This window comes from Micromonospora sp. NPDC048835 (assembly GCF_040649995.1).
Lineage (GTDB): Bacteria > Actinomycetota > Actinomycetes > Mycobacteriales > Micromonosporaceae > Micromonospora.
Map to the genome: position 1 here is coordinate 148,736 of NZ_JBEZGM010000003.1, position 25,886 is coordinate 174,621.

Annotated in this window: 25 protein-coding genes and 1 pseudogene; 14 read left to right on the plus strand and 12 right to left on the minus strand. The window is 72.4% G+C overall.

All coding sequences use genetic code 11. The annotated features are described in order from the left end of the window. Positions 1-85: 85 nt before the first annotated feature. Positions 86-3,859: a S8 family serine peptidase gene (locus AB0C15_RS05445; RefSeq protein WP_357348945.1), complete on the minus strand. Its 3,774-nt coding sequence runs from the start codon at positions 3,857-3,859 to the stop codon at positions 86-88. Positions 3,860-4,019: 160 nt separating this feature from the next. Between AB0C15_RS05445 and AB0C15_RS05450 the strand changes: the two genes are divergently transcribed. Next, the gene (locus AB0C15_RS05450; RefSeq protein WP_357348948.1) at positions 4,020-4,268 is read left to right on the plus strand and encodes a hypothetical protein; all 249 of its coding nucleotides are present in this window, start codon (positions 4,020-4,022) and stop codon (positions 4,266-4,268) included. 23 nt (positions 4,269-4,291) lie between these two features. Here AB0C15_RS05450 and AB0C15_RS05455 read toward each other — a convergent pair whose 3' ends face one another. Then, on the minus strand, positions 4,292-5,647 hold the full coding sequence (locus tag AB0C15_RS05455) for an extracellular solute-binding protein (protein ID WP_357348950.1): 1,356 nt from the start codon (positions 5,645-5,647) through the stop codon (positions 4,292-4,294). Positions 5,648-5,785: 138 nt separating this feature from the next. Here AB0C15_RS05455 and AB0C15_RS05460 point away from each other — a divergent pair, with 138 nt between their 5' ends. Then, the gene (locus AB0C15_RS05460; RefSeq protein WP_357348952.1) at positions 5,786-6,619 is read left to right on the plus strand and encodes a phosphoribosylaminoimidazolesuccinocarboxamide synthase; all 834 of its coding nucleotides are present in this window, start codon (positions 5,786-5,788) and stop codon (positions 6,617-6,619) included. Between the two features lie 4 nt (positions 6,620-6,623). On the opposite strand, the gene glpK is transcribed toward AB0C15_RS05460, so the two are convergent. Then, on the minus strand, positions 6,624-8,108 hold the full coding sequence (gene glpK, locus AB0C15_RS05465) for a glycerol kinase GlpK (protein WP_357348954.1): 1,485 nt from the start codon (positions 8,106-8,108) through the stop codon (positions 6,624-6,626). A gap of 132 nt (positions 8,109-8,240) precedes the next feature. On the opposite strand from glpK, the gene AB0C15_RS05470 reads away from it, so the two are divergent. Further along, a complete protein-coding gene (locus tag AB0C15_RS05470) occupies positions 8,241-9,179 on the plus strand; it encodes a ribose-phosphate pyrophosphokinase (protein WP_357348956.1) in 939 nt (312 codons plus the stop codon). Positions 9,180-9,947: 768 nt separating this feature from the next. Here the strand turns inward: AB0C15_RS05470 and AB0C15_RS05475 are convergent. Next, entirely contained in the window at positions 9,948-10,403 is a 456-nt protein-coding gene (locus AB0C15_RS05475; RefSeq protein WP_357348958.1) for an ATP-binding protein, read from the minus strand. Positions 10,404-10,522: 119 nt separating this feature from the next. On the opposite strand from AB0C15_RS05475, the gene AB0C15_RS05480 reads away from it, so the two are divergent. Next, positions 10,523-11,653 carry a DUF5931 domain-containing protein gene (locus tag AB0C15_RS05480; protein ID WP_357348960.1) on the plus strand — a complete coding sequence of 377 codons (1,131 nt, stop codon included), beginning with the start codon at positions 10,523-10,525 and terminating at the stop codon, positions 11,651-11,653. A gap of 14 nt (positions 11,654-11,667) precedes the next feature. Next, on the plus strand, positions 11,668-12,321 hold the full coding sequence (locus AB0C15_RS05485; protein WP_357349327.1) for a response regulator transcription factor: 654 nt from the start codon (positions 11,668-11,670) through the stop codon (positions 12,319-12,321). A gap of 71 nt (positions 12,322-12,392) precedes the next feature. Here the strand turns inward: AB0C15_RS05485 and AB0C15_RS05490 are convergent, their stop codons facing one another. The 3 genes from AB0C15_RS05490 to AB0C15_RS05500 form a co-directional block, all read right to left on the minus strand. After that, on the minus strand, positions 12,393-12,965 hold the full coding sequence (locus AB0C15_RS05490; RefSeq protein WP_112583682.1) for a DUF5709 domain-containing protein: 573 nt from the start codon (positions 12,963-12,965) through the stop codon (positions 12,393-12,395). 89 nt (positions 12,966-13,054) lie between these two features. Then, complete coding sequence (locus AB0C15_RS05495) at positions 13,055-13,864, minus strand: ATP-binding protein (RefSeq protein WP_357348962.1); 810 nt, start codon at positions 13,862-13,864, stop codon at positions 13,055-13,057. Further along, entirely contained in the window at positions 13,864-14,862 is a 999-nt protein-coding gene (locus AB0C15_RS05500) for an SDR family oxidoreductase (protein ID WP_357348964.1), read from the minus strand. Before AB0C15_RS05500 ends, AB0C15_RS05495 begins: the two co-directional genes overlap by 1 nt. 224 nt (positions 14,863-15,086) lie before the next feature. On the opposite strand from AB0C15_RS05500, the gene AB0C15_RS05505 reads away from it, so the two are divergent. Beyond that, complete coding sequence (locus tag AB0C15_RS05505) at positions 15,087-16,286, plus strand: glycosyltransferase (RefSeq protein ID WP_357348966.1); 1,200 nt, start codon at positions 15,087-15,089, stop codon at positions 16,284-16,286. Here the strand turns inward: AB0C15_RS05505 and AB0C15_RS05510 are convergent. The 4 genes and pseudogenes from AB0C15_RS05510 to aroA form a co-directional block, all read right to left on the minus strand. Then, positions 16,244-17,170: pseudogene (locus AB0C15_RS05510) on the minus strand (hypothetical protein). The gene AB0C15_RS05505 and the pseudogene AB0C15_RS05510 overlap by 43 nt on opposite strands. Before the next feature lie 59 nt (positions 17,171-17,229). Next, positions 17,230-18,048: a histidinol-phosphatase gene (gene hisN, locus AB0C15_RS05515; protein WP_357348968.1), complete on the minus strand. Its 819-nt coding sequence runs from the start codon at positions 18,046-18,048 to the stop codon at positions 17,230-17,232. Positions 18,049-18,076: 28 nt separating this feature from the next. After that, positions 18,077-19,072, minus strand: coding sequence for a ribosome small subunit-dependent GTPase A (rsgA, locus tag AB0C15_RS05520; protein WP_357349330.1), 996 nt, complete (start codon positions 19,070-19,072; stop codon positions 18,077-18,079). A 304-nt stretch (positions 19,073-19,376) separates the two neighbouring features. Continuing rightward, positions 19,377-20,675 carry a 3-phosphoshikimate 1-carboxyvinyltransferase gene (gene aroA, locus AB0C15_RS05525; protein WP_357348970.1) on the minus strand — a complete coding sequence of 433 codons (1,299 nt, stop codon included), beginning with the start codon at positions 20,673-20,675 and terminating at the stop codon, positions 19,377-19,379. Positions 20,676-20,778: 103 nt separating this feature from the next. Between aroA and AB0C15_RS05530 the strand changes: the two genes are divergently transcribed. The 8 genes from AB0C15_RS05530 to AB0C15_RS05565 all read left to right on the plus strand — a co-directional run bounded on the left by AB0C15_RS05530 (position 20,779) and on the right by AB0C15_RS05565 (position 25,242). Beyond that, positions 20,779-21,489, plus strand: a complete 711-nt coding sequence (locus AB0C15_RS05530; RefSeq protein WP_357348972.1) for an SOS response-associated peptidase — start codon at positions 20,779-20,781, stop codon at positions 21,487-21,489. Positions 21,490-21,685: 196 nt separating this feature from the next. Next, entirely contained in the window at positions 21,686-22,078 is a 393-nt protein-coding gene (locus AB0C15_RS05535) for a WhiB family transcriptional regulator (RefSeq protein ID WP_357348974.1), read from the plus strand. A 51-nt stretch (positions 22,079-22,129) separates the two neighbouring features. Then, entirely contained in the window at positions 22,130-22,747 is a 618-nt protein-coding gene (locus tag AB0C15_RS05540) for an alpha/beta family hydrolase (RefSeq protein WP_357348976.1), read from the plus strand. A 224-nt stretch (positions 22,748-22,971) separates the two neighbouring features. After that, the gene (locus tag AB0C15_RS05545; protein WP_357348978.1) at positions 22,972-23,796 is read left to right on the plus strand and encodes a sigma-70 family RNA polymerase sigma factor; all 825 of its coding nucleotides are present in this window, start codon (positions 22,972-22,974) and stop codon (positions 23,794-23,796) included. Between the two features lies 1 nt (position 23,797). Further along, a complete protein-coding gene (gene rsrA, locus AB0C15_RS05550; protein ID WP_030336658.1) occupies positions 23,798-24,085 on the plus strand; it encodes a mycothiol system anti-sigma-R factor in 288 nt (95 codons plus the stop codon). A gap of 59 nt (positions 24,086-24,144) precedes the next feature. After that, positions 24,145-24,309 carry a hypothetical protein gene (locus AB0C15_RS05555; RefSeq protein WP_357348980.1) on the plus strand — a complete coding sequence of 55 codons (165 nt, stop codon included), beginning with the start codon at positions 24,145-24,147 and terminating at the stop codon, positions 24,307-24,309. Positions 24,310-24,514: 205 nt separating this feature from the next. Continuing rightward, positions 24,515-24,736, plus strand: a complete 222-nt coding sequence (locus tag AB0C15_RS05560) for a biotin/lipoyl-binding carrier protein (RefSeq protein ID WP_030490397.1) — start codon at positions 24,515-24,517, stop codon at positions 24,734-24,736. Next, positions 24,733-25,242, plus strand: coding sequence for a GNAT family N-acetyltransferase (locus tag AB0C15_RS05565; protein ID WP_357348982.1), 510 nt, complete (start codon positions 24,733-24,735; stop codon positions 25,240-25,242). Before AB0C15_RS05560 ends, AB0C15_RS05565 begins: the two co-directional genes overlap by 4 nt. A 28-nt stretch (positions 25,243-25,270) precedes the next feature. On the opposite strand, the gene AB0C15_RS05570 is transcribed toward AB0C15_RS05565, so the two are convergent. Further along, entirely contained in the window at positions 25,271-25,858 is a 588-nt protein-coding gene (locus AB0C15_RS05570) for a helix-turn-helix domain-containing protein (protein WP_357348984.1), read from the minus strand. Positions 25,859-25,886: the final 28 nt, after the last annotated feature.

Genomic DNA, 25,886 nt, shown 5'->3' on the forward strand with positions numbered 1-25,886 from the left:
ACGCTGTGGGGGCCGGATTTTTTGGTGCCGCTGCGCAACGAGGCCCGAAGGGCCGGCACCTCGTCGGCGCCGGCCCCCGCTGGTCCTACCGCAGCCCGAAGGCCCGGGTGACGGTCTGGGTGACGCCACCACCGTTGCGCTGCTTGGCGGTGACCCGGATCGACACGAACTCGGCCCGCTGCGGTGCGTTCAACGACGCCTGCCAGGTGCCCTTCTTCTCCCGCAGGTCCTGCCGCTGCCAGGTCGCCCCGTCGTCGTAGGAGATCTCCAACCGGAGTGACGACACGGCGTCCCGGGCCGCGGCGCTGCCCACCACGACCGGCGTGATCGCGAAGGTGGTTCGGCGCTTCGTCCGACCCGAGAGGTCCACGTCCGTGCCGTAGTCCAGTTGGACCAGCGGAATGGCCTGCACCTCCGTGCTGCCGCCGGACACGAAGCTCCACTCGGTGTGCGTGGCCGTCGAGTACGGGCTGAACTCCGGCTTGCCAGTGGTCTCGACGACCAGCCGGTACGGCAGTTTCTCCGGCGACAGTTCACCCGCGCCGACCTCGGGCCAGCCGTCGAACCGGGTCAACTGCTTGTCACCCTGGTAGAACGTGGCGACCTGCGACATGCTGGCCCCGCCGCTGTGTGCGGCACCCGCGTCGCCGAACCCCTGGATGTACGCGCTCATGGCGGTCTCCCCACGGAACGGGATCTCCGTGCTGAGCAGCCGGGGTCGGGTGATGGGCCCGAAGAACCGGTCCTTCTGGACACTGCCCGGTCGGTAGGCGATGGCCTCCGTGTTGGACCGCGCCCAGTCGACGACGTCGGCGTACTGCATCCACCTGACGCCGCCGCCCGCGGAGACCCAGTCGGTACGCGGCCCCGGCGCGACCGGCTCGAACGGGAACGGGCGTGCCGCCGCGTACTCGTACGGCGGGAAGTCCATCCGGGTCTCGGTGGACTGCTTCCCCGGGGGTGGGGAGAAGGTGAGGTCGATCCGGGCGAGGTTGCCCGGGTCGGTCCTGGCGGACGGGTCCTTCGGCACCCCGCCCCGGTGGTAGTCGACCAGGTCGTACAGGTACTTCGCCCGGGGGTGGGCGACCACGACCAGTCGTACCGGGTTGCGCCCGGCGGCGGCGATCTTCTGGATCAGCGCTTCGCCCTCGTCCATGGTCACCGAGGCCACCGGGATCGGGCCGGTCGTCACGGCGTCGGGGTTGCCGTACCAGTCGCTCTTGCGGCCCGCCCGGTCGTTGACCACGACGAGCATCGCGGCGCCGGCCGTGTGCGCCGCTGCCGCCTGATCGGCCGGGGTCACCGAGTCGTTGCCGCGGACGACCACGGCCCGGCCCCGGGCGGAGAGGCCGGCGTAGTCGGCGGTGCCGCCGTCGCCCGCGAAGACCGTGTCCAGCCGCGAGGTGCCGTCGGGCAGCGGCGGAGAACCGGGCTGCGCGAGCGGGTCGCTGAGCTGCCGGCCGTGGTAGCTGATCGCCAACGGCGTCTGCTCGGCGCGGATGCGGGTGGTGAAGACGAAACTGCCCTTCTTCACCTTGCCCCCGGTCGGCAGCGCCCAGAGGCTGTCGTAGAGGGCACCCGGCCAGAAGGTCTCCCGCAGCGCGCTCCAGTCGGTGGGGGTCGGTTCGCTCGCGGTGAACGAGCGGTAGACGTCGATCCTGCTGTTGACGACGGCGGTCGGCTGGGGTGTCGCCACCTTCACCTGGCGGGCCTTCGCGGCGTCGAGTTCCACCACCCGGTTGGTCGACAGGTCGACCTCGGGAGCGGTGAGCATCGCCAGCCCGAGGGAGCGGGGCCCGCGCAGACCCTGCACGTCCGCCGCGGTGACGACCGTGTAGGAGCCGGGCGCCAGGCGGGCGGTGAGCTTCCCGTCCGGCACCCACATGAAGGTGGACCCGGTCTCGGCGTTGACGACCTCGACCTCGCCGCTCATCGGCCGGCCGGCGCGGTCCTTCAGGTGGATGGTGAGGTCGTACTTCTTGGACTCGACGGCGACCCCGACGGCGGTGTGCACCTGCCCGGCCGCGAAGCGGGCCGTGACCTGGGCGGAGTGCCTGCCGGCGGGAAGGCCGGCCGGGGCGACCACCACGTCGACAGTCGCGCTCGCGCGGGCGGGCACCGTGACCCGGTCGGTGGTTGCCGTGAACGTCTGCGCGGGGGAGGTGCCGGGGTCGACCGAGAGCGCCAACGCGATCGGACTGTCCGTCGTGTTGGTGTAGGTGATCGTCCGCTTGATCGGCTGTGGGGTGCTGCCCCAGCCGACGAGGCCGGCGTCGACCGAACCGGTCGCGAGGATCTGATCCTGGTGGTAGGCGGCGGCGACGTTCAGTCGACCACTGCCGGCCTGGTAGGCGGTGTAGGCGGGCGTGCGGACGCTGGTGCCCATCAGCGCGTCCTTGATCTGCCGCGCACTCCAGGTCGGGTGCTTCTGCACCAGCAGGGCAGCCGCCCCGGCGACGTGCGGTGCCGCCATCGACGTGCCACTGTCGACGCGGTAGTAGCCCTCACCCCAGGCAATGTGCTGCGAGCGTGCCGCCAGCACGTCCACACCCGGGGCGGTCATGTCGGGCTTGAGGGCCTCGTCGTTCGTTCGGGGCCCGACACTTGAGAAGTCCGCCAGGTGGTCGGAGGTGTCCACCGCGCCGATGGTCAGCGCGGCGTCCGCGGTGCCCGGCGCACCGAGGGTGTACGGATCTGGGCCACTGTTGCCGGCGGCGACGACGAAGAGGGCGCCGGTCTCGGCGGTCAGTTGGTTGACGGCCTGGCTCAACGGGTCGTCCTGGGTGTGCCAGGCGCTCACCCCGAGGCTCATGTTGATCACTTTGGCGCGCTCGGCCCGCGCGGCCCACTCCATCCCCGCGATGATCCCCGAGATCGGCCCGCTGCCGTTGTCGTCGAGGACCTTGCCGATCACGAGGTCGGCGTCGGGGGCCACACCTCGCTCCTTGCCGCCGGAGGCGGCGCCCGTCCCGGCCACGGTGGAGGCGGTGTGGGTGCCGTGCCCGTTCCGGTCGATCACGTCCTGGCCGGGGATGAAGCTCCGGGAGGCCACCACCCGGTCGGCCAGGTCCGGGTGGGTGGTGTCCACACCGCTGTCCAGGACGGCCACCCGGACACCGCCGCCGGTGCCACCGGCGGCCCACGCCGCGGGTGCGCCGATCTGGGCGGTGGTGTCGGCCAGGGTGGCCTTCGCCAGGCTGTCGAGCCACACCCTGTCCACGCCGGCCGCGAAGGCGGGCACCGACGTGGCACCGCTGCGCGCCGACGCCGTCTGGCGTTGGGTGAGGGCGGACCAGAAGTCCGCGGCCTGCGTTCGGCGGGCACGGATCGCCTCACCACGGACGGAGGGCAGCTCCAGCCTGGTCTGCGCGCCCGGCAGGGTGGTGCCGGTCCTGAGCTTCGCCGACCCGGTCGTCCGGGTGACGATCAGGGGGAGTTCCGGGGCCCGCGCGTCGTCGTAGCCCACGGCGATGAGCCGGGTGACGTCGAAGAGCTGCTTGTCGAGTCGACCGGTGGCCAGGTAGGGCAGCGCCTCGTCCGGGTACACGTAGGTGTCCCGGCCCTCGGTGGAGATGCGCACGGAGCCGGTGGCGCCGGGCGCGCGCGTCACGTCCACCGAGGGGGTTGCGCCGTGGACGCCCGGGGTCACCGTCACCCGGTCGCCGGTGATCAGTGTGACCGTTACCGGCGTGCGGTCCGCGTTGCCGCTCGGTGCGGCCCCGTGCGGCGGAGGCGGGGGCGGTGGGGCGCCGTGCGCCGCCGTGGGGGTGAGGAGAGCGGCGACGACTGTGACGCCGACCGCTGCCGCCGCAGATCTTCGGGTACGAGAGATCCGCGGACCGTCTACAGAGTTGACCATGAGGCGATCCGATCACCTCAGGACATTCATGTAAAGATCATCATCTTTGCCGGGGCGTTGCGAGCACGTTGCGCGTCGGCCGGAGAGCCCGCAGGATCCCGTCCCGTGATTCGTCGCGGACCGACGTGCCGAGGTTGCGCCCTTCGGCGAGGATGGGCGCATGTCTTCATTCACTAAGTGGTGGGGCCGCCTGAGCGCGGTCTTCGGTGCGGTCGTCCTCGCGGTCTTCGTGCCCGTCGCGGCCTGGGCGTCCACGGGCACCGGCGAGATCGTGGTAGAGGCCGTCAAGCGGCGGGGCCGCAGCGGCTTCGGCGTGCTCCCGCTGCTCTGCTGCCTGGTCGTGGTCGCGATCGTCGTGTTCCTGGTGCTGCGTCTCATGCGCAACCGTCGGGGTGGCCCGCCGCGCTGACGAGGCCCGGAGACGCCGGAGGGTCACCAGCGGCCGGTTCCGGTCTGGCCGCCGGTGCTCACCGCCGCCAGGGCCGCGATGGCCTGGGACAGGAAGCGCGCGGTGGCCTCGCGGGTCCCGTCACGACGGACGCGGATCCGCTCGGCGGCGGCGACCAGCAGGGTGCGTACCTTTGCGTGCCCCTGAGGTGGCGGTGCCGGCGCCGGCCCGAGCAGGTCGGCGATGCTGGCGCCGAACTCTGCGGCACGTCGCTGGGCCGGGTCGGTGATGCTGCCCTCGGCGTAGCGGCGGACCGCAGAGCTGGCGTTCAGGCCACGCTCGTGACCGAGGACGGTGCCGACCTCGCCGTTGGTGGTCAGGAAGTTGATGACGTCGGCGACCACGTCCGGGTGACGGGTGCCCCGGAACGCCGCCCAGTACATCGACGCGCGGGCCCACTGCGCCCCCGGCGGGCCGGGGAAGCCGACGATGCCCAACTCGGACTCGGTGAGTCGTTGCAACTCCGGTAGCTGGTGCGACCAGGCGAAGGAGGCGGCGGTCGCCCCGCTCACCACGAGTTGTCGGGCCGGCTCGCCGCTGTCGGCCTGCTCGACCAGGGCCGCGCTCGGCGTGGCCCGCCCCCGGCGGGCCCGCTGCCACAGCTCGAACCACGCGATCAGCTCGTCCGCGCCGAAGCCGAGCTGGTTGCCTCGGTAGAACTCGCCGCCCTGCGCCCGCAACCAGAGCCAGAGCGCCCGGTAGTCACCCGACCCGTCCATGGTGCCGGCCACCCGGCCGTCGCTGGCCTCGGTGACCTGAGTGGCCCAGGAGATGTAGTCGGGCCAGGTGATCCCGGCGCGCGGCTCCGGCATCTGCAGCTCGCGCAGCAGGTCCCGGTTGAACACCACGACGGCGTGGGTCTGCCCCGCGGCCACCGCCATCGTCCGCCCCTCCACCGTCCCGTAGCGGATCAGACCCTCCGGCAGGCCCTGGAGATCCATGTGGCGGTCGGTGAGGTCGAGGAGGATTTGACGGTGGGTGTACTCGGTGAGCATGGCGTCGTCGATCTGGATCAGATCCGGTACGTTCCCGCCGCCCGCCTGGGTGGCCAGCCGGTCGTAGTAACCGTCCGCGCCCTGCCAGGTGACCCGGAAGGTGACCCGGGGGTTGCGGTCCGAGTAGAGCCGCAGCGCCTTCTCAGTCAGCTCGGCCCGCTTGGTGCCACCCCACCAGAAGACCGACAGCTCGACCGGCCCGTCCTGGTCCGAGGGGGTGGCGTCGTCACTGCACCCCGCCAGCCCGCCGGACGCGAGAAGGGGCACGCCGAGCAGCGCGCTGAGCAGTCTGCGCCGGCCCGGGTCGGCACCGAGGCGGTCGAGCGGGGGTCGAACAACGGGCACGGGGCTCTCCTGCACCTACGGGGGTGGCGGTCGGACCATTCACGCAGGCAGCGCACGAAGGTGTCAACGTCCGTCCGGTCACCCTCGGCTGGGTGGTCGAATCAGGCCCTCGCAATGTCACGTGGTGTACTAGGGCGCGTGGAACTTCTGCACTCGGGCAAGGTCCGGGACGTCTACGCCGACGGCGAGGACCTGATCCTGGTGGCCTCGGACCGCATCTCGATCTACGACGTGCCGCTGCCGACGCCGATCCCGGACAAGGGCCGCCTGCTCACCGCGCTCTCGCTCTGGTGGTTCGAGCAGCTCGCCGACCTGGTGCCGAACCACGTCATCTCGGCCACCGACGTGCCCGCCGAGTTCGCCGGGCGGGCGATCCGCTGCCGGCGGTTGGACATGGTCCCGGTCGAGTGCGTCGCCCGCGGCTACCTGACCGGCGGCGGTCTGCGGGAGTACGAGCAGACCGGCACCGTGTCCGGCGTACGTCTGCCGCGCGGGCTCGCCGAGGCGTCGATCCTGCCCGAGCCGATCTTCACGCCGTCGAGCAAGGCGCCGGCGGGTGAGCACGACGAGCCGATCACGTACGACGACGTGGTGGCCAAGGTGGGCGAGGCCACCGGCGAGCGCCTGCGGCAGATCACCCTCGACATCTACCGGCGCGGTGCCGAACTCGCCGCCGACCGGGGCATCCTGATCGCCGACACCAAGATCGAGCTGGGTTGGGCGCCGGACGGCACCCTGGTCCTCGCCGACGAACTGCTCACCTCCGACTCGTCGCGGTTCTGGCCGGCCGAGTCGTACCAGCCGGGCCGGGTGCAGTTCTCCTACGACAAGCAGTACGTGCGGGACTGGGCCACCGGCAGCGGCTGGAACAAGCAGGCCCCGGCCCCGGACGTGCCGGCCGAGGTCATCGAGGCGACCCGGGCCCGCTACGTCGACGTCTACGAGAAGCTCACCGGCAACCGCTGGGAGTGACCGCTCACTCCACCCAGTCGAGGGTGCGCTCCACGGCCTTGCGCCAGTTGTGCAGCTCCCGGTCGCGCAGGTCCGGTGCCATCGCCGACTCCCACTGCGCGTCGGAGCGCCACTGGGCCCGCAGGGTGGCCAGGTCCGGCCAGAAGCCGACCGCCAGACCTGCCGCGTAGGCGGCACCCAGGCAGGTGGTCTCGGTGATCCGGGAACGGACCACCGGCACGTCGAGGACGTCGGCGAGGAACTGCATGAGCAGCTCGTTGGCGGTCATCCCGCCGTCCACCCGGAGCCGGCGCAACGCCACGTCGGAGTCGGCGTTCATCGCGTCGACCACCTCGCGGGTCTGCCACGCGGACGCTTCCAACGCGGCCCGCGCCAGATGCCCCTTCGTGATGTAGCCGGTCAGACCGGCGATCACACCGCGGGCGTCGCTACGCCAGTGCGGGGCGAACAGCCCGGAGAACGCCGGCACCACGTAGCAGCCGCCGTTGTCGTCGACCGTCCGGGCCAGCTCCTCCACCTCGGCGGCGGTGGAAATCAGCCCGAGGTTGTCCCGCAGCCACTGCACCAGCGAACCGGTGACGGCGATCGCGCCCTCCAGGGCGTACGCCGGTGGTTGGTCCTTGATCCGATAAGCGACCGTGGTGAGCAGGCCGTGGGTCGACGGGACCGGGGTGGCGCCGGTGTTGAGCAGCAGGAAACTGCCGGTGCCGTAGGTGCACTTCGCCTCGCCCGGCTGGAAACAGGTCTGCCCGAACAGGGCGGCCTGCTGATCACCGAGCGCACTTGCCACCGGCACCCCGGCGAGCACCCCGCCGGCCGTGCCGTACACCTCGGCGGAGCAGCGGATCTCCGGCAGCATCGCCGCCGGGACGCCCATCACGTCGAGCAACTCCGGCGCCCAGTCCAGGGTCGTGAGGTCCATCAGCATGGTCCGGCTGGCATTCGTCACGTCCGTGACGTGCTCGCCGGTCAGCTTCCAGACCAGCCAGCTGTCCATGGTGCCGAACAGCACCTCGCCGCGCTCGGCACGCTCGCGCAGGCCGTCGACCTCGTCGAGCAGCCAACGCAGCTTCGGCCCGGCGAAGTAGGTGGCCAACGGCAGGCCCGTGCGGGCCCGGAACCGCTCCTCGCCGTACGCCGAGGCAAGCTCGCGCAGCAGCGGCCCGGTCCTGGTGTCCTGCCAGACGATGGCGTTGGCCAGCGGGCGGCCGGTGGCCCGGTCCCAGACGACCGTGGTCTCCCGCTGGTTGGTGATCCCGACAGCGGCCAGGCCGGACGGGTCGGTGCCGGCCGCCCGCAGCGCCTCGGCCACCACCTGCTGGACGTTGTCCCAGATCTCCTCGGCGTCGTGCTCCACCCAACCCGGTCGGGGAAAGATCTGCCGGTGCTCGCGCTGGGCCACGGCCACGATGTCCCCGGCCCGGTCGAAGACGATGCACCGCGAGGAGGTGGTGCCCTGGTCGATGGCGGCGACGTACTGGGGGGTCACCGCAGCACCGTACCCGGACTGCGGCGTGGTGCGACAGGCGTGACCGATGGGTTCCGGCCCGCCGCGGGTCGGCGTCACGGGTTCCGGCCCGCTGCCGTCGGCGGCCGTCCGCTTCGCCTACGATGTGCGAACGTGCGTGACATCGCCGTTTTCAGTGGAACCGCCCATCCCGACCTGGCCGCCGAGATCTGCGCCCACCTGGGGGTGCCCCTGCACCCGGTGCGGGTCTCCCGGTTCGCGAACGACTGTCTGGAAGTCCAGTTGCAGGCCAACTGCCGGGAGCGGGACGTCTTCCTGATCCAGCCGCTGGTGCCGCCCGTGCAGGAGCACCTGGTCGAGCTGCTGTTGATGATCGACGCCGCCCGGGGCGCCTCCGCCGGTCGGATCACGGTGGTGCTGCCGCACTACGCGTACGCCCGGTCGGACAAGAAGGACGCACCCCGGATCTCCATCGGCGCCCGGCTCGTCGCCGACCTGCTGGTCTCGGCAGGCGCGGACCGGGTGCTCGCGATGACCCTGCACTCGCCGCAGGTGCACGGCTTCTTCAGCGTCCCGGTCGACCACCTGCACGCGCTGCGGGAGTTGGCCACCCACTTCCGGCGCTACGACCTCAGCAACACCGTCGTGGTCTCGCCCGACCTGGGCAACGCCAAGGAGGCGGCGGCCTTCGCCCGGCTGCTCGGCACACCCGTCGCCGCCGGGGCGAAGCAACGGTTCAGCGACGACCTCGTCAAGATCAGCGCGGTGATCGGCGACGTGACCGACCGGGACGTCATCGTGCTCGACGACGAGATCGCCAAGGGCAGCACGGTGGTCGAGCTGATGGAACACCTACGCGGCCTCAAGGTCCGGTCGATCAGGCTCGCCTGCACGCACGGCCTCTTCTCCGGCGACGCGTTGCAGCGGCTCAGCGACCAGGACGGCGTCCTGGAGATCGTCTGCACCAACACGGTCCCCATTCCGGCCGCCAAGCGGGTGCCCAAGTTGCAGGTCCTGTCGGTTGCCCCCGCCCTGGCCGAAGCGACGCGCCGAATCCACAACGGAGAGTCCGTCTCCGCCCTCTTCGCCTGACCCACCCGCGCGGACGCCCGCGCCCCCTGCCCCCTGCCTCGCTCCTGGCTTCCGCGCTGCCTGCCCTGGCCTGCTCCCGCGCGCTGCGTGCCTGGTTTGCTCCCGCGCGCTGCGTGCCTGGTTTGCTTCCGCGCGCTGCGTGCCTGGTTTGCTTCCGCGCGCTGCGTGCCTGGTTTGCTTCCGCGCGCTGCGTGCCCTGGTTTGCTTCCGCGCGCTGCGTGCCTGGCTTGCTCCCGCGCGCTGCGTGCCCTGGCTTGCTGCGTGCCCTGGCTTGCTCCCGCGCGCTGCGTGCCTGGTTTGCTTCCGCGCGCTGCGTGCCCTGGCTTGCTCCCGCGCGCCGCGACTGCGTCGTGCCCGTCCCGGCCCTCGCCCTGCTCTGCGCCCGTCCCCGTCGATCTTGCAGTTTCGGTCGTCGATAAGCCTGGAATGCCCTTTGCGTCGGGACAGTAAGTGCAAGATCGCGGCGGACCTTGGTCGATCATGGAGTTGTGGTGCCTGGTTTGGCATTACTCGTGGACTTTGTCGCCCACCACAACTCCATGATCGACGGGGCCGGGCCGGGCCGGGCCGGGCCGGGCGGGGCTAGGCGCGGCGGGGCGTGGCGGGATGGAGCGAGGGCTGGGCTAGGCAGAGGCGGAGCTGGGCTGGGCTGGGCGGGGTGGGGTGGGATGGGGGCTGGGCTGGGCTGGGCGGGTTTGGCTTGTGGCCGCTCGCCCTGACGTGGGGCAGAGGGGGCAGGGCAGGGCAGGGGTTGGTGCGGGGTGGGGGTTAGTTTGCGGTGGGGTTCTGGCTGCTCAGAGCGGTGGTGATGCGGACGGTGGTGCCGGCGGTGCCGGTGACGACCTCCATCGCGTCGGTCAGCTCCCGGGCCAGCCAGAGGCCCCAGCCGCCGGCGGTGTCCGGGGCCGGCCGGGTGCGGTCACCGAGCCGCTGCGCGTTGATCCCGTGCCCGTGGTCGGCGATCTCGCAGACCAGCACGTCCGACTCCCGCCAGAGCCGCAGCCAACCGCGCCCGCCGCCGTGTCGTACCGCGTTGGTGATCAGTTCGTTGATCGCGAGCACGAAGTCGTCTAGCCCTTGGCCGGTGAGGCCCGAGGCGTACGCGCAGGAGGTGACCGAGTGTCGAATCTCGGTCACCTGGGCCTGGTCAAAGGCCTCGGCGATCAGGAGGGCAGGTTCGATGGGCACAACCGTACGCGGTGCGTGCGGATCTGCGTTCGTCATGGGCCCGTCCCGGCGGCGCATCTCGGAGTCTTTCGCGGCTTTTCCACCGTACGTCAGGGTTTCCCGAACCGCACTCGCTGCTCGTCGTGTGGCGTCCCGGTTGTGGCATCCTGACCGCCATGCCGTCGCCGGGTGGGTTCGAGGTGCCGCTGTGGCGTGCGCTCGCCGTGTTCCGACTGGCCTCCCTGGCGTACGTCTGCGCGCTCGCGGTGCGCGACGCCGACAGGTACGCCCACCCGTACGCCGTCGGTGCCCTGATCCTGCTGATGGTGGTCTGGACCGGGGCGACCGCGGTCTGTTACGCCCGCCCGGCCTGGCGGCGCTGGCCGCTGCTGCTGGCCGACCTCGGGGTGGTGGTGGCAATCGTGCTGGCCACTCCCTGGGTGGTCGGTCGGACGGCGCTCACCCAGGGCGTACCCACTCTGGGGGTGGCCTGGATGGCGGGCCCGGTGCTGGCCTGGGCCGTCTCCGGCGGCCGGCGGCGGGGCACGGTCGCCGCGTTGCTCGTCGCCGGCGCGGACCTGGCCACCCGGGAGCGGATCGGCCAGTCCTCGTTCACCGGGGTGATTCTGATGCTGCTCGCCGGGGTGGTGGTCGGGCACGTGGCCCGGCTGGCCGCGAGCGCCGAGGAGCGCCTGCAACGTGCGGTGGAGTTGGAGGCCGCGACCCGGGAGCGGGAGCGGCTGGCCCGCGACATCCACGACTCGGTGCTCCAGGTGCTGGCGCTCGTGCAGCGGCGCGGCGCCGACCTGCCCGGGGAGGCCGGCGAGTTGGCTCGGCTGGCCGGCGAGCAGGAGGCCGCGCTGCGGTCGCTGATCGCCGGTGGCGGCCCGGCGGCCGGCAACCTTGCGGACGGGGGCGCGGCGGTGGACCTGCGGAGCCTGCTCGGCCGGTACGCCTCGGCGGCGGTGGCGCTCTCCGCCCCGGCCACTCCCGTGCCGCTGCCCCGGCGGGTGGCCGGAGAGTTGGCCGCGGCGACCGGTGCGGCCCTGGACAACGTTGAGCGGCACGCCGGTGGGCGGGCCTGGGTGTTGATCGAGGACGAGGGGACGACGGTGACGGTGTCGATTCGCGACGAGGGGCCGGGCATCCCGGACGGCCGGCTGGCCGAGGCGGCCGCCCAGGGTCGGCTCGGTGTGACCCAGTCGATCCAGGGTCGGGTGGCCGACGTGGGCGGGTCGGTCCGGATCGTGTCCGCCCCCGAGGCGGGTACCGAGATCGAGCTGAGCGTGCCGAGGTCACCGCGGTGAACCCGGTCCGGGTGATGGTGGTGGACGACCATCCGATGTGGCGGGAGGGGGTGGCCCGGGACCTGACCGAGGCCGGCTTCCTGGTGGTGGCGACAAGCGGTGAGGGGCGACAGGCCATCCGGGTGGCCGCAGCCGCCCGGCCCGATGTCGTCGTCCTCGACCTGCAACTACCGGACATCTCCGGCGTCGAGGTGATCCTGGGCCTGCGCGCGGTGTTGCCCGCCGTACGGGTGCTGATGCTCAGCGCCAGCGGCGAACAGCAGAGCGTGCTGGACGCGGTCAAGGCTGGGGCCACCGGTTACCTGGTGAAGTCGACAGCGCCCGCCGAGTTCCTGGAGGCGGTGCACCGCACCGCGGCCGGCGACGCGGTCTTCACCCCCGGCCTGGCCGGGCTGGTGCTCGGCGAGTACCGCCGGCTGGCCGCCGGACCGGGGCGGGGGACCGGCCCGGCCGACGCTGCCGAACCGACGGCGCCGCAGCTCACCGAACGGGAGACGGAGGTGCTGCGGCTGGTGGCGAAGGGGATGTCGTACAAGCAGATCGCCCAGCGGCTCGGCCTGTCGCACCGGACCGTGCAGAACCACGTCCAGAACACCCTGGGCAAGCTGCAACTGCACAACCGGGTCGAGCTGACCCGGTACGCCATCGAACGCGGCCTGGACGACTGAGCAACCGCCAGGCTGGGCGGGCGTCAGGCTGGGCGGGCGTCAGGCTGGGCGGGCGTCAGGCTGGGCGAACGTCAGACCGAGCGCGGCGGTTCCGTCTCGTGGATGGCCAACTCCTCGGCGGTCGCGCCGCCCCCGGCCGATCCGGCGTCGTACGCCACCGAGTCGGTCTCCTGGTCGGTGTGCGACCCCTCGTCCGGCTCCACCAGTCGACCCACCGTGGCGTCGGCCACCGTGCCGAGCTGGCCGTGGTCGTAGAGGGAGACGGGCGAGTTCGGGTCCGAGGTCGGCCCGGGATCCATGACGTCGGCGTCCAACTGGGCCTCCGCCGCGGCTTCCAGGTTGTCCGCCTCGAAGGCGATCTTCGGGTCGATCGTGCCGGCCAGCGGGTCGTCCGCGGGGCGCTCGTAGACCTCACGGTCGAGCTTGTAGTCCAACGACTCACCGTCGAGCTGCTCCTCGGCGGTGGTGCCGAACCGGTCCACCGCCACCGGCGTCCGGTCGCCGGGCAGCTGGGCTGGGTCCGGGCCGTCCGCCTCACGCCCGGTGAGGACGTCGTCGTTTGCGGTCGAGTCGTCATCGGCGGTGTCGGGCAGCCCCTGCGCCTCGGTGTCGGACACGGGGGTCGGGTACTCGTTGTCGCGCATGTCTGATCACTACCCGCTGCCCTCCCGCCGTAACCGGGCGAGCCCCGGTGGCACGGCGTGGAACCGGGCGTCGAGCGCGAAAGACCCCGTCAGGCCGCTTCGTCGTCCGGGTGCAACACACACCAGACGACCTTGCCGTCCGGTACGGCGGTGCTGCCCCAGCGGCGGGTCACCGTGTCGATGAGCAGCAGGCCCCGGCCGCCGGCCAGGGTCGGCGGCGATATCCCGCCGAACGTCGGCCGGCGCGGGGAGTGGTCGCGGACCGCCAGGTGCAGGGTGTCCTCCCCGGGCGCCAGCCGTACCGTCATCGGCGTCCGGGCGTGCGCCACCACGTTGTTGACCATCTCGGTGATCGCGATGCACGCCGGGTCGGTGAGCGTCGTCATTCCCCAGCGTGCGCAGCCGGTGGTGACCAGCTCGCGCGCCTGCCGGGCGGCGCCGACAGCCGGGGCCAGGTCGGCGGTGAGCACGGCCGCCATCGGTGCGGCCGCGAGCGCGGCCAGCGCGCCGTCCACGGTCGGCCAGGTCGGTACGCCAGCCACCGTGGTCGGCCCGGCCTGCCCGGTGTCCGGGTCGGCGGGCCCGTCCACCGCCGGGTCAGCGACCAGCAGGTCGGCGGCGGGCCAGTCGGCGGTCTCCCGGCGGACGTCGGCGAAGACGCCCCGCCCGACGGGGTCGACGACCCGCAGGCCGGTCACGTCGACGACCACCGGGCCGGGCCGGGCCACCAGGCGGGCGAGCAGCGCGCCGTGTACCCCCTCGGCGGCGGCGGCGTCGAGCACACCGGTCAGCCGGACCACCGCCGACGACTCGTCGACTTCCACGAGACAGCTCGACATGATCGCCTCATTGTGCGCGCCGGTGACGGTGAGCGCATTCGGGCGCTCGACATCGGCCATCATCGGTCCGACCGGGAGCGGCGGTTGATGGCGGCCAGGGTGCCGACAGCGGTGCCGGCGGCGGCCAGACCGAAGGCTGCGGTCATCCGCACCAGCTGTCGTCGTCGACCGTGCCAGCCCCCGTCCACGCGCGCCTGGGCGTCGGCGTCGAACACGTTGCCGCTGCTGTCCACCCGGGTGCCCGGGCCGAACTGGGTGCGCTGGGCGTACCAGCCCAGGGTGCGCTCCACGAGCGCCGGCGCCAACCGCCACTGCAGGCCGAGCATCCGGGCCGCACCACCGGCGTACGCCTCGCGGCGGGGTCGGCGCAGCAGCCGGACGATGGTCTCGGCGACCACCTCCGGTGGGTAGATCGGGGGAGGTGGCACCAGCTCCCGACCGGTGTGGTTGCCGGAGTGCCGGAAGAACGGGGTGTCGATGGTGGCTGGCAGCACGGTGCAGACGGAGATCTGCCCGCGCCCGGTGACCCGCAGCTCCTGGCGGACGGTGTCGGCCAGGCCACGGATGCCGTGCTTGGTGGCGTTGTACGCCGACTGGTACGGCATCGCGACCTCGGCCAGCACCGAGGCGTTGTTGACGAGCACGCCGCCACCGGCGGCGCCCAGGTAGGGCAGGGCCGCCTTGATGCCGTGCACCGTCCCGAGCAGGTTCACCTCAAGCACCCGGCGGAACTCGGCGACCGGGATCTCGTCGAACAGACCCACGGCGCTCACCGCCGCGTTGTTCACCCAGGCGTCGATCCGGCCGAACTCGGCCGCTGCGTGATCGGCCAGCCGCCGCACCGACTCCAGCTCGGTCACGTCGGTCGGTACGACAAGTGCCCGTCCGCCCAACGCTCGGCAGTGCTCGGCGACCTGTCGCAGGGCGGGCTCACTGCGGGCGGCCAGCACGACGGCGGCACCACGGCGGGCCAACGCATACGCGGTCGCCGTGCCGATCCCGCTGGACGCGCCGGTGATGACCACTGTCGAATCGTCGAGGTTGCGGGTCAGCGGCATTCCTGAGCGGTACCCCCGGCCGGAGCTGGTCACACCGCCGACGGCCTGTCGATCATCGTCGAATCGACAGGCCGGGTGCCGCATGTGCTTGCCGTGGCGCAAGTGTCGGTGGCACTCGCGCTGACTCTTCCTGATCTGCCAGGTTTGGGCTCAGCGTGGCGGGGTTAATGGGACGCTCTGACCGGGAGGACCACCGCCGATTGAAGATCGCAGGGAGGTGACCCATGCGCGTCGGCCTCGTCTGCGCGCACGCCAGTTCCTATCGCCACGCCGACGGTCCGCCGGTCGGCACCCGACAGCACATCGCGCGGGTCGCCGCCGAGCTGGCCGAGCGAGGCCATGACGTCCGGCTCTACGACCGCCGGGACGACCCGGCGCTGCCGGCGACGACGACCGTCGACGGCTACCAGGTGCACCAGGTGCCCGCCGGCCCGCCCACCCCACTGCCCACCGCCGAGCTGATCCCGCACGTGACGGAGGTCGGCCGTTGGCTCGCCGACGAGTGGTCGGGCGCCTGGCGACCCGAGGTGGTGCACGGGCACTACTGGGTCGGTGGCCTGGCCGCCGCGCACGCCGTCCGGGAGACCGACATTCCGGTGGTGCAGACGTTCCACTCGCTCGGCGTCGAGCAACTGCGCCACCTGGGCGGCCACTACGACGGGCCGGGGCAGCGGATCACTCTTGAGCGGGCGTTGACCCGTGCGGTCGACATCGCCGTGGCGCAGTCCAACGACGAGGTCGACGAGTTGACCCGGATGGGTCTGCAACGCAGCTCCGTGGCGTTGGTGCCGGCCGGCGTCGACATCGAGCAGTTCCACCCCGACGGCGAGGCCGCACCGCGCGAGCAGCGGCCCCGCATCCTCTCGGTGGGTTCGCTCGCCGCCGGGCACGGCCAGGACGACCTGATCCGGGCGATGCGGCTCGTCGGTGACGCCGAGTTGGTGATCGCCGGTGGCCCGCCGGCCGACCAGTTGGCCAACCACGCCGAGGCGCGGCGGCTACGCGAGCTCGCCGAACAGATCGGCGTCGTCGACCAGGTACGGCTGGTCGGGGCGGTACCGCACGACCAGATGGCCACCTGGTACCGGTCGGCGGACGTGGTCGCCTGCACGCCGCACTACTCGTCCGCCGGGCGGGTCTCGCTGGAGGCGATGGCCTGCGGGGTGCCGGTGATCGGCTATGCGATGGGTGGCCTGGCCGACGCCGTCGTCGACGAGGTCACCGGCCGTCTGGTGCCGCCCGGTGACGTACGCGCCCTCGGGGTCTCGATGCGCCGGCTGCTCGCCGACAACGCCGGTCGGTTCGCGTACGGGCACGCCGCGGTGGACCGGGTGCGCAGCAGCTACACGTGGGAGCGCACGGCCGGCGCGTTGGAGCGGCTCTACGAGCGGGTGGTGAGTCGCCGCAAGCCCGTGGAGGCCTGAGCGGGGGCGGTGCCGGGCGGCGCGGCGCGTCAGCCGGGCCGGCCGGCACCCACCATGGCGGGGTCCCGGTGGCGGGCCACCGAGCGCTGCTGCTGCGGTTCGGCGTACCGGGTCAGGCCGATCACCGCGGTCAGGGTGACCAGGAAGCCGACCGCGGCCAGCCACTCCCGTCCCGGCCAGATCTTGTCGTTGAGCAGCAGCAGGCCGACGATCGCGGCCGGTACCGCGCCGGCCGCGTCCATCGCGGCGACCGCGGCGGTCGTCGAGCCGCGCTGCATGGCCAGACCGAGCAGTAGCTGGCCGACGATCGAGTGGGCGATCAGCAGGTAGAACAGCGGGTCGGCGAGGAACGCCTCGGCGGACGGCGCGGACGCCAGCGGTCGGGCGGCGACCGCGGCCGAGCTGAACGCCAACCCGGCCAGTGAACCGAGGGCCACCGAACCCGGGGCCCCGTGCAACCGGACGGCGAAGACACCGAGCACCGCGATCACGCCGAGCGCCACCAGCAGGGCGATCGAGCCGGCGGTGCCGAGCTGCTTCGACGGCGCCGGCCGGGCGGACAGCACCAGCGCGGTGATCCCCGCGAAGAGCAGCGCCAGCAGCACCACCTCCGCCGCTGGTAGCCGCCACTTCAACACCAGCACGCCGAGGATGGCGGTCACCCCGAGCCCGGCGGCCACGCTCGCCTGCACGAGGAACAGCGGCAGGTCCCGCCGGGCCAGGAAGGCGAGCACGAACCCACCGATCTGACAGCCGAGGCCGACCAGGTACGTGCGGTGCCCGGCGAGACGCAGCAGCAGGCCCGGATCGAAGGTGTGGTGCACCGTGGTGCGGGCCGCCGCCACCGACTGGAGCAGGTTGGCGAAGCCGTACGCGACGATCATCGCCGCGAGGAAGCACCAGCCGGAGGAGACCACCTGGCGAGGATAGAGGTTGCCGGGGGTCAGCGCTCGGCTGGCCGATTGAGACGGGCGAGGATGTCGTCGTGCAGCACACCGTTGGTGGCCACCACGCTGCTGTCGGTGCCCGGAGCGCCGGTCGGCGACGGTGTCCCGTCCAGATCCGTCACCGTGCCACCCGCCTCCGTGATGACCGGCACCAGCGCGGCCACGTCCCACAGCGACAACTCCGGTTCCACCATCACGTCCAGTGCGCCTTCGGCGAGCAGCATGTAACCGTAGAAGTCGCCGTACGCCCGGCTGCGCCAGCCGTCGCGCAGCAGGTCGAGCATCGCGTCGAGCCGCCCGGCCCGCTCCCACCCGGTCAGCGAGGAGTAACAGACGCTGGCGTCCGCCACCCGGCCCACCGCTGACACGCCGATCCGCTCGCCGTCGGCGGGGCCCGAACCGGCGTACGCGCCCGCGCCCGCACTTGCCCACCACCGTCGACCGAGGGCCGGGGCGGACACCACGCCGACCGCCGGCCGGTCGCCGTCGTAGAGCGCGATCAGGGTGGCCCAGACAGGTACGCCACGGACGAAGTTCTTGGTGCCGTCGATCGGGTCGATGATCCACCGCCGGCCGTTCTGGTCGGCGGAGGGCTGCGCCCCGTACTCCTCACCGAGCAGCCCGTCCGCCGGCCGGTGCTCGGCCAACAGGGCGCGGATCTCCCGCTCCACCGCGGTGTCCGCATCGGACACCGGTGTCAGGTCGGGCTTCGCCTCGACGCGCAGGTCGAGCGCGCGGAATCGGTCCGTGGCGATGGCGTCGGCCCGGTCGGCGAGCACGTGGGCGAGGGCGAGATCGGCGGCGTACCCAGTCATGCCGGCAACCTAGCCCACGCCCGACGGGTCACTCGTCGGGCCCGCGCCGGTCACCCTCGCCGGGCCCGCGCTGGTCGCTGTCACCGCGCGCGTCACCCTCCCCGGCGCGGGAGGCGAGCAACCGGCGGTACGAGGCCAGCCGGCGCGGGTCCGCCTTACCGGCGGCGACCCAGGCGTCCAGCCCGCACTCGGCCTCGTCCGCGGTGTGCGGGCAGTTGGGCGGACAGTCCACGGTGCCTTCGACCAGGTCCGGGAAGCCGTGCAGCAGGCTGTCGGCCGAGACGTGCGCCAACCCGAAGCTGCGGATCCCGGGCGTGTCGATGATCCAGCCCGGGTCGGTGTCGACCCCCGGCACCGGTGGCAGCCGTAGCGCCACCGCGCTTGTCGAGGTGTGCCGGCCCCGGCCGATCGCGCTGACCACGCCGACGGCGCGCAGCGCGTCCGGAACGAGGCGGTTGACGAGCGTCGACTTGCCCACCCCGGAGTGCCCCACCAACACCGACACCTTGCCGCTGAGCAGCGTACGGAGCGCGTCCAGGTCGGAGTCGGGGCGGTTCAGCACGTACGGCAGCTCCAACTCGGTGTAGTAGCCGAGCACCTCCTCCGGCCCGGCCAGGTCGGCCTTGGTGAGGCAGAGCAGCGGCTCGACGTCCGCGTCGTACGCCGCCACCAGGCAGCGGTCGATGAACCCGGTGCGCGGCGGCGGATCGGCCAGCGCGCTGACGATCACCAACTGGTCGGCGTTCGCCACCACCACCCGTTCCAGCCGGCCCTCGGCGGTGGTCTCGTCGTCGTCAGCGGTGCGGCGCAGCACCGAGCGGCGCTCGGCGATCCGGACGATCCGGGCGAGCGCGCCCTCCGCGCCGGACGTGTCACCGACCAGGCTCACCCGGTCGCCGACCACCACCGACTTGCGGCCCAACTCACGGGCCCGCATGGCGGTGACCGTGGGCAGCTCCGCGCCGACCACGCCGCGCTCGGCCCCGGAGATCACGCAGGTGTAGCGCCCCCGGTCGACGGCGATGACGAACCCGTCGACCGCGTCGGCGTGCTGGGGGCGGGTGCGCGTACGCGGCCGCGACGACTTTCCGGGCCGGACCCGTACGTCGTCCTCGTCGTACTCCCGCCGTCTGGTCGCCAGGACCTGTCCCCTTCTCGCGTCAGCTCTTAGTGAGCGTCCGGAAACCCCGCAACGGCTGCGGCGGGCCCAGCCGACGACCGGCGGCGTTGGAGTTTGGTCCGGATACAACACCGGTATCCGGACCAAACTCCGCCTTGCCGGATCGCCGCCTGGACTCCGCCTCGCTCGTCACGGGGTTTCCGGACGCTCACTTGCCGGTCACCATCGCTGACCATAGTGCCGGGAACTCGGGCATGGTCTTGGAGGTACACCCCACGTCATCCACCTCGATGCCCGGCACGGCCAGCCCGGCCACCGCGGCGGCGTGCGCCATCCGGTGGTCGTGGTAGGTGCGGAAGGCCCCGCCGCGCAGCGGGCGGGGGCGGATCTCCAACCCGTCAGGTGTCTCGGTGATGTCCGCCCCGAGCCCGCCGAACTCGCGGGCGAGCGCGGCGAGCCGGTCGGTCTCGTGGCCGCGGATGTGCCCGACACCGGTGAAGACCGACGGCGAGTCGGCGAGCATGGCCAGCGCGGTCAGCACCAGGGTCAACTCGCCGACGTCGGACAGGTCGGCGGTCAGACCGTGCACCACGCCGGTGCCGCGGACGGTCAGCCCGTCGGTGGAGAGGCTGACCTCGCCGCCCATCCGTTGCAGCAGCGAGCGGAGCTGCTCGACCGGCTGCCCGCTGCTGCGCGGCCAACCCTGCAGGGTCACCTCGCCGCCGGTGACGAGTGCCGCGGCGAAGAACGGCACGGCGCCGGAGAGGTCGGGCTCGATGTCCCAGCCGCGCCCGGAGAGCGGGCCGGGCTCGACGGCCCAGACGTCGGGGGTGCTGTCGTCGACCGCTGCGCCGGCGGCCCGCAGCATCCGCACCGTCATCCGAAGGTGCGGCGCGGAGGGCACCGGCGGCCCGACGTGGCGTACGACGACACCCCGGTCGAAGCGCGGAGCGGCGAGCAGCAGCCCGGAGACGAGCTGGCTGGAGGCGGACGCGTCGATCACCACCTCGCCCCCGGTGACCCGGCCGGTGCCGAGCACGGTCAGCGGGAGGCTGCCGGTGCCGGTGACGTCGATCCGGACGCCGAGCGAGCGCAGCGCGCCGACGAGCGGGCCGAGCGGCCGGGTGCGGACGTACGGGTCGCCGTCGAAGGTGACCTGCCCGTCGGCCAGGCCCGCCACCGGCGGCACGAAACGCATCACGGTGCCGGCCAGCCCCACGTCGACGTGGGCGGGCCCGACCAGCGGGTGCGGTCGGATCAGCCAGCGCTCGTCGTCACTTATCGACACGTGCGCGCCCATCGCCCGCAGGCCCGCGGCCATCAACTCGGTGTCGCGGGCGCGCAGTGGCCGGGCCAGCGTCGACGGGCCGGCGGCAAGCGCGCTGAGCACCAGGGCCCGGGCGGTCATCGATTTGGAACCGGGCAGGCGCAGCGTCGCCGCCACCGGGTCGGATGCGGTCGGTGCGGTCCACGGCTGCGGCGGCCGGGTCGCGGTCAGGTTCCCCACGGTTACATTCTGCCGTGTCGGCGGGTGGGTGGCGGCGTCCGGCGTTCGTACTCCCGGTTGGCGGGACAGCCGACGGGGCCTCCGACGCGTTAGCGTGTGCCCCATGTGCGGCAGGTACGCGACGACCCGGAGTTCCGGCGAGCTGAGCGCGCTGTTCGAGTCGTCCGACGACTCCGACGGCCTGGTCCGCACGGACCACAACGTCGCGCCGACCGACCCGGTGCCGCTGGTCCGGGTCAGCCCGGAGGGGCACCGCAGCCTCTGTGTCGGTCGGTGGGGGCTGTTGCCGCACTGGTCCCGGTCCGCCTCGGGGGCGGCCCGCATGATCAATGCGCGGGCCGAGACGGTGGCCACCAGTCGGGCGTACGCCGGCTCCTTCGCCCGTCGCCGCTGTCTGGTGCCGGCCGACGGCTGGTACGAGTGGGTCCGGCTGCCCGACGGCGGCCGGCAGGCGTACTTCATGACCCCCCGGGACGGCTCGGTCCTCGCCCTGGCCGGCATCTGGGCGGTCTGGGAGTCTGCGGCCGAGACCCGGCTGACGTTCAGCGTGTTGACCACCGCGGCGCTCGGCGACCTGACCGAGGTGCACGACCGGATGCCGGTGCTGCTGCCACCCGAGCGTTGGTCGTCGTGGCTCGCGCCCACCGACGAGCCGGAGCGGCTGCTCACCGCGGCGTCAGCGGAGCAGTTGGCGGGGTTGGAGATCCGCCCGGTGGGTGCGGCGGTGGGCGACGTTCGCAACGACGGCCCGCACCTGACCGCGCGGGTGGCGGTGGCGCCGACGGTGACTCCGCAGGAGTTGACGCTGTTCTGACGTCGCCCTGCATTGTCGGTCACCGATTTGCCAGGATTACGCGCGATTCGTCTCCTGGCTGTTCAGTCATGTTCCCGGCAGACCCTTGTCCCGGCGTCGCGAAGTGCGATAGAACACAGCGCCGGTAGTGGCTGCTGTTCCGCACGGGGCGGACGGCGTGCACAGATCTTGCCGGTCCCACGGGGGAGGTGGGTGGATGACAAGGGCACGTATGCCGCGCCCGCACGAGGTGGCAGCGGCGCGGCGAGATCCGCGACTGCTGCGGGCAGTGCGAGACCGGCAACAGGACGACGCGTGGCGCACCAGGGGCACCTGCCAGAGCGTCGATCCGGAGACATTCTTTCCGGCACCGAACGAGCCGGCGGACGCCGCCGTCGCGCTGTGCCGCAGTTGCGACGTGCAGGGGTCCTGCCTGGCCTGGGCCCTCGACGTCGGCGACTGTCACGGCGTGTGGGGCGGCACCACGCCACGGGAGAGACGGGCGATGCTCGTCGCCTGGCGTGGCGAGGTCGACCCCGATCCGGACGCCATCGACGACCCCGGTCCGCCGGTGCGCGATCGTCTGCTCGCCCTGGTCCCGCTGAGCTGATCGGCGGTCGGGTTCGCACCCGCGGCCCGCTCGGCGACGCAGAATAGGCCGGTGCCAGTCAGCAACGAGATCGACACCCCGCGCGGTCTGGCGCGGGTGGACACCGACCTGCCGGGCCGTCCGGCCACCGCCCTGCTCGTCCTCGGGCATGGTGCGGGCGGCAGCGTCGACGCGCCGGACCTGCTCGCGGTTCGGGACGCGGCGGTCGCGGCCGGCCTGGCGGTGGTTCGGGTGACCCAGCCCTACCGGGTCGCCGGTCGACGTGCGCCGGCCCCGGCAGGTCACCTCGACGAAGCCTGGGTGGCGGTGCTCGCCGCGCTGCGGGAGCGGTACGCCGACGTTACGACGGTGGTGGTGGGCGGGCGTTCAAGTGGTGCCCGGGTGGCGTGCCGGACGGCCCGTGCGGTGGGCGCGGTGGGTGTGGTCGCGTTGGCCTTTCCGCTGCACCCGCCGGGCCGTCCGGAGCGCTCACGGGCCGCCGAACTGGACACCGGCCTGCCGACACTCGTCGTCAACGGCGACCGGGACCCGTTCGGGATGCCCGAGCCGGGGGCGGCCGTGCAGGTGGTGAGCCGCGCCGGTGAGACGCACGATCTGCGCCGGGACCCGCCCGGCACCGCCGCTGCGGTGCGCGACTGGCTGCACGCCCAGGGTTGGGCGGACAACTGACCGGCTCGCCGGTGGGACCGTTTCCAGCGCGGGCACGGGTCGTTGCATCCGATGGTGCCGCCGGCCCGATCAGGGCCGGTGACACCAGTCCTCCCAGGCCCTTCCTGGTCCCAGCGCCGGCCGCCGTCGGGGCCGGGACCAGGAACGGGAGAGCCGGCCGGAATGCCCCACTGGTCATCTCGCGTTACAACCCCCGGACGACTTTTCTGCGAGGGGGGTGACCGGTGCCAACCGAGACACGAAGCCTGGAACGGGACGAACGGGACGCCCGGCAGCTGAAGCGGCTGCTGGATGGCCCGGAGTGGCCCGCTACGGCGGGACCGGGCGGGGTGGGTGCGGTGAGCACGGGCACACCGGCCGGAAGTGAATCTGCGGGCAGGTCCGTGCGCGTATCCTCGGCGGGAAAGCATCCGACGCGAGGGGATGTGCGGTTGACCACCGAGAAGACGGACGAGCGCAGGGCCCGATTCGAACGGGACGCGATGCCATTCGTCGATCAGCTCTACGCTGCTGGGCTGCGGATGACACGCAACCCGGCGGATGCCGAGGACCTGGTCCAGGAGACCTACCTGAAGGCGTACGCGGCCTTCCACCAGTTCGAGCAGGGCACGAACCTGAAGGCCTGGCTGTATCGGATCCTGACCAACACCTACATCAACTCCTACCGCAAGCGGCAGCGCCAACCGATCCAGGCGCCCACGGAGGAGATCACCGACTGGCAGTTGGCCGAGGCCGAGTCGCACACCTCGAGCGGGCTGCGCTCCGCCGAGACGGAGGCACTGGACCGGCTTCCGGACAGTGACGTCAAGGAGGCCCTCCAGCAGTTGCCGGAGGAGTTCCGCCTGGCCGTCTACCTCACCGACGTCGAGGGCTTCTCCTACAAGGAGGTCGCCGACATCATGGGCACACCGATCGGCACCGTCATGTCGCGTCTGCACCGGGGCCGTCGTAATCTGCGCAAGCTGCTCGAGCGCTACGCGGGGGAGCGGGGCTTCAGTGCGGCCCGCTCGTCGAAGGGCTCGACCGCCGCTGCCGGCCGGGAGGTGTGACGTGAGCTGTGGGGAGCCGCACGAGACGGACTGCCGCGAAGTGCTCGCGGAGGTGTATCTCTACCTGGATCTGGAGTGCGCCGACGAGCGCCGCTCACTGATCCGGCACCACCTGGACGAGTGCGGGCCGTGTCTGCGCGAGTACGGGCTGGAGCAGGAGGTGCGGGCGCTGGTGGCGCGTTGCTGTGGCAACGAGACCGCGCCGGACGAGCTGCGCGAGCGGCTGCGGGTCAAGCTCACCGAGCTGGTGGTCTTCGAGACCAGCGACTCCCGTGAGCTGGCCGACTGAGCGGCTGAGCTGGCCGACTGCGCGTCGGCGTGAGCTGGCAAGACCGGTGGCCCGGGTCGATGTCGACCCGGGCCACCGGCGTACCCGGCCTCGGCCGGCTGAGCGGCGACGGGCCGCCGGCCCGTCGATCCGGTCAGGAGTTGGGACGCTTGCCGTGGTTCGCGGCGCTCTTCTTACGAGCCTTCTTCTTCCGGGACTTCTTCGCCATGCTGACCTCCTCGTGATGGGTCGGATCCGTCCTGCGCGCGACCTCGGCGCCGATGCAGCCACCGGTGGTCCGGCGTCGGGTCCGACCCGCTGATGGTAGTGCGGTCGGCACCCGTGGCCTTCCCCAGGGCGGGCCTGCCATCCCGGCTGTGCCGCTGCGCACCCATCGCCCGTCGACCCATGATTGGATACATCGGCAGGCACGTCGCGAAGAGGGAGGGCCTGGACATGGCCGAGGAGATCCGCGCCGAGATGGTGGCCAACGTCTGGAAGGTCGTCGCCACGGCCGGTGACACGGTGGCCGAGGGTGACACCCTGGTGATCCTCGAGTCGATGAAGATGGAGATCCCGGTCATCGCCGAGTCCGATGGCGTGCTCCAGCAGCTCGCCGTGCACGAGGGCGATGTCGTGCAGGACGGTGACCTGATCGCGGTGATCGCTTGACCGGCTTACGGGTCCGGCTGGCCGAGCCGGTCGACTTCCCGGCGGTCGCCCGGCTGACGGTGGCCGCGTACGAGGCGGACGGTCAGCTCAAGGGCGAACACGGGTACGGCGAGGTGCTTGCCGACGTGTCGACCCGAGCCGCCAGTGGCGCGGTGCTGGTCGCGGTCGACGAGGTGACCGAGGCGGTCCTCGGTTCGGTCACGTTCGTGCTGCCGGGCACCCCGTACGCCGAGCTGTCCGGGCCGGGTGAGGCGGAGTTCCGGATGCTCGCGGTCGACCCCGGCGCCCAGGGGCGGGGCGTTGGCGCCACGCTTGTCGAGGCGTGTGTCGACCGGGCCACCGGGTTGGGCTGCACGGCGGTGGTGATCTGCGTCCGGGCCGGGATGGCCGATCCGGCGCATCGGCTCTACTCGCGGCGCGGGTTCGTCCGCGCGCCGGAGAAGGACTGGTCGCCGGCGGCGGGGGTCGACCTGCTCGGCCTGCGGCTGGAGCTGACGCACGGCTGAAACGCGCCGTCAGCCTGCCGTTGCGGGCTCAGCTCTCCTCGTCGGGCACCCCGATGGCGGCGAGCAACTCGTCTGCCACCTCAAGGGCGATCTTGCGGCGTTCGTCGTCGCTGATGTGCGGTGCGCGCAGCGCGAACCAGCTGCCGTGCACCGCGAACAGGGACAGGGTGGCGCGCAGTTGGGCTCTGGGGGAGTCGTCGCCCCGGCAGAGCGCGTCAGCGAGCGTCATCATCCGGCCGCGCATCTGCTGGCCGGCGACGAGACTCTTCAGCACCGTCTGGTTCTGCTCGAAGAAGCGCATCACCGAGGGCATCTCGCCGCCGAACATCGTCTCGGCGTAGCGGGCGACCAGCTCGCGCCGGGTGTCCAGGGTCGCGGGCCGCGACTCGGCCCAGGCGGTCAGCGCGTCGATCTGCTCCAGCCGGTCCTCGACGAAGCTGGCGACGATGTCGTCCTTGCTCTTGAAGTGGTAGTAGAGCGCGGCCTTGGTGACGTTGAGGCGCTCGGCGATCTCCCGGAGCGAGGTCTTCTCGTAACCCTGCTCGGTGAAGAGTTCGAGCGCGACGGCCTTGATCCGTTCCCGCGTTCCGCCGCCTGTGCTCTCGCTCACCCACACCCTCCAAATGGCTTGACCGGTTGCTCGT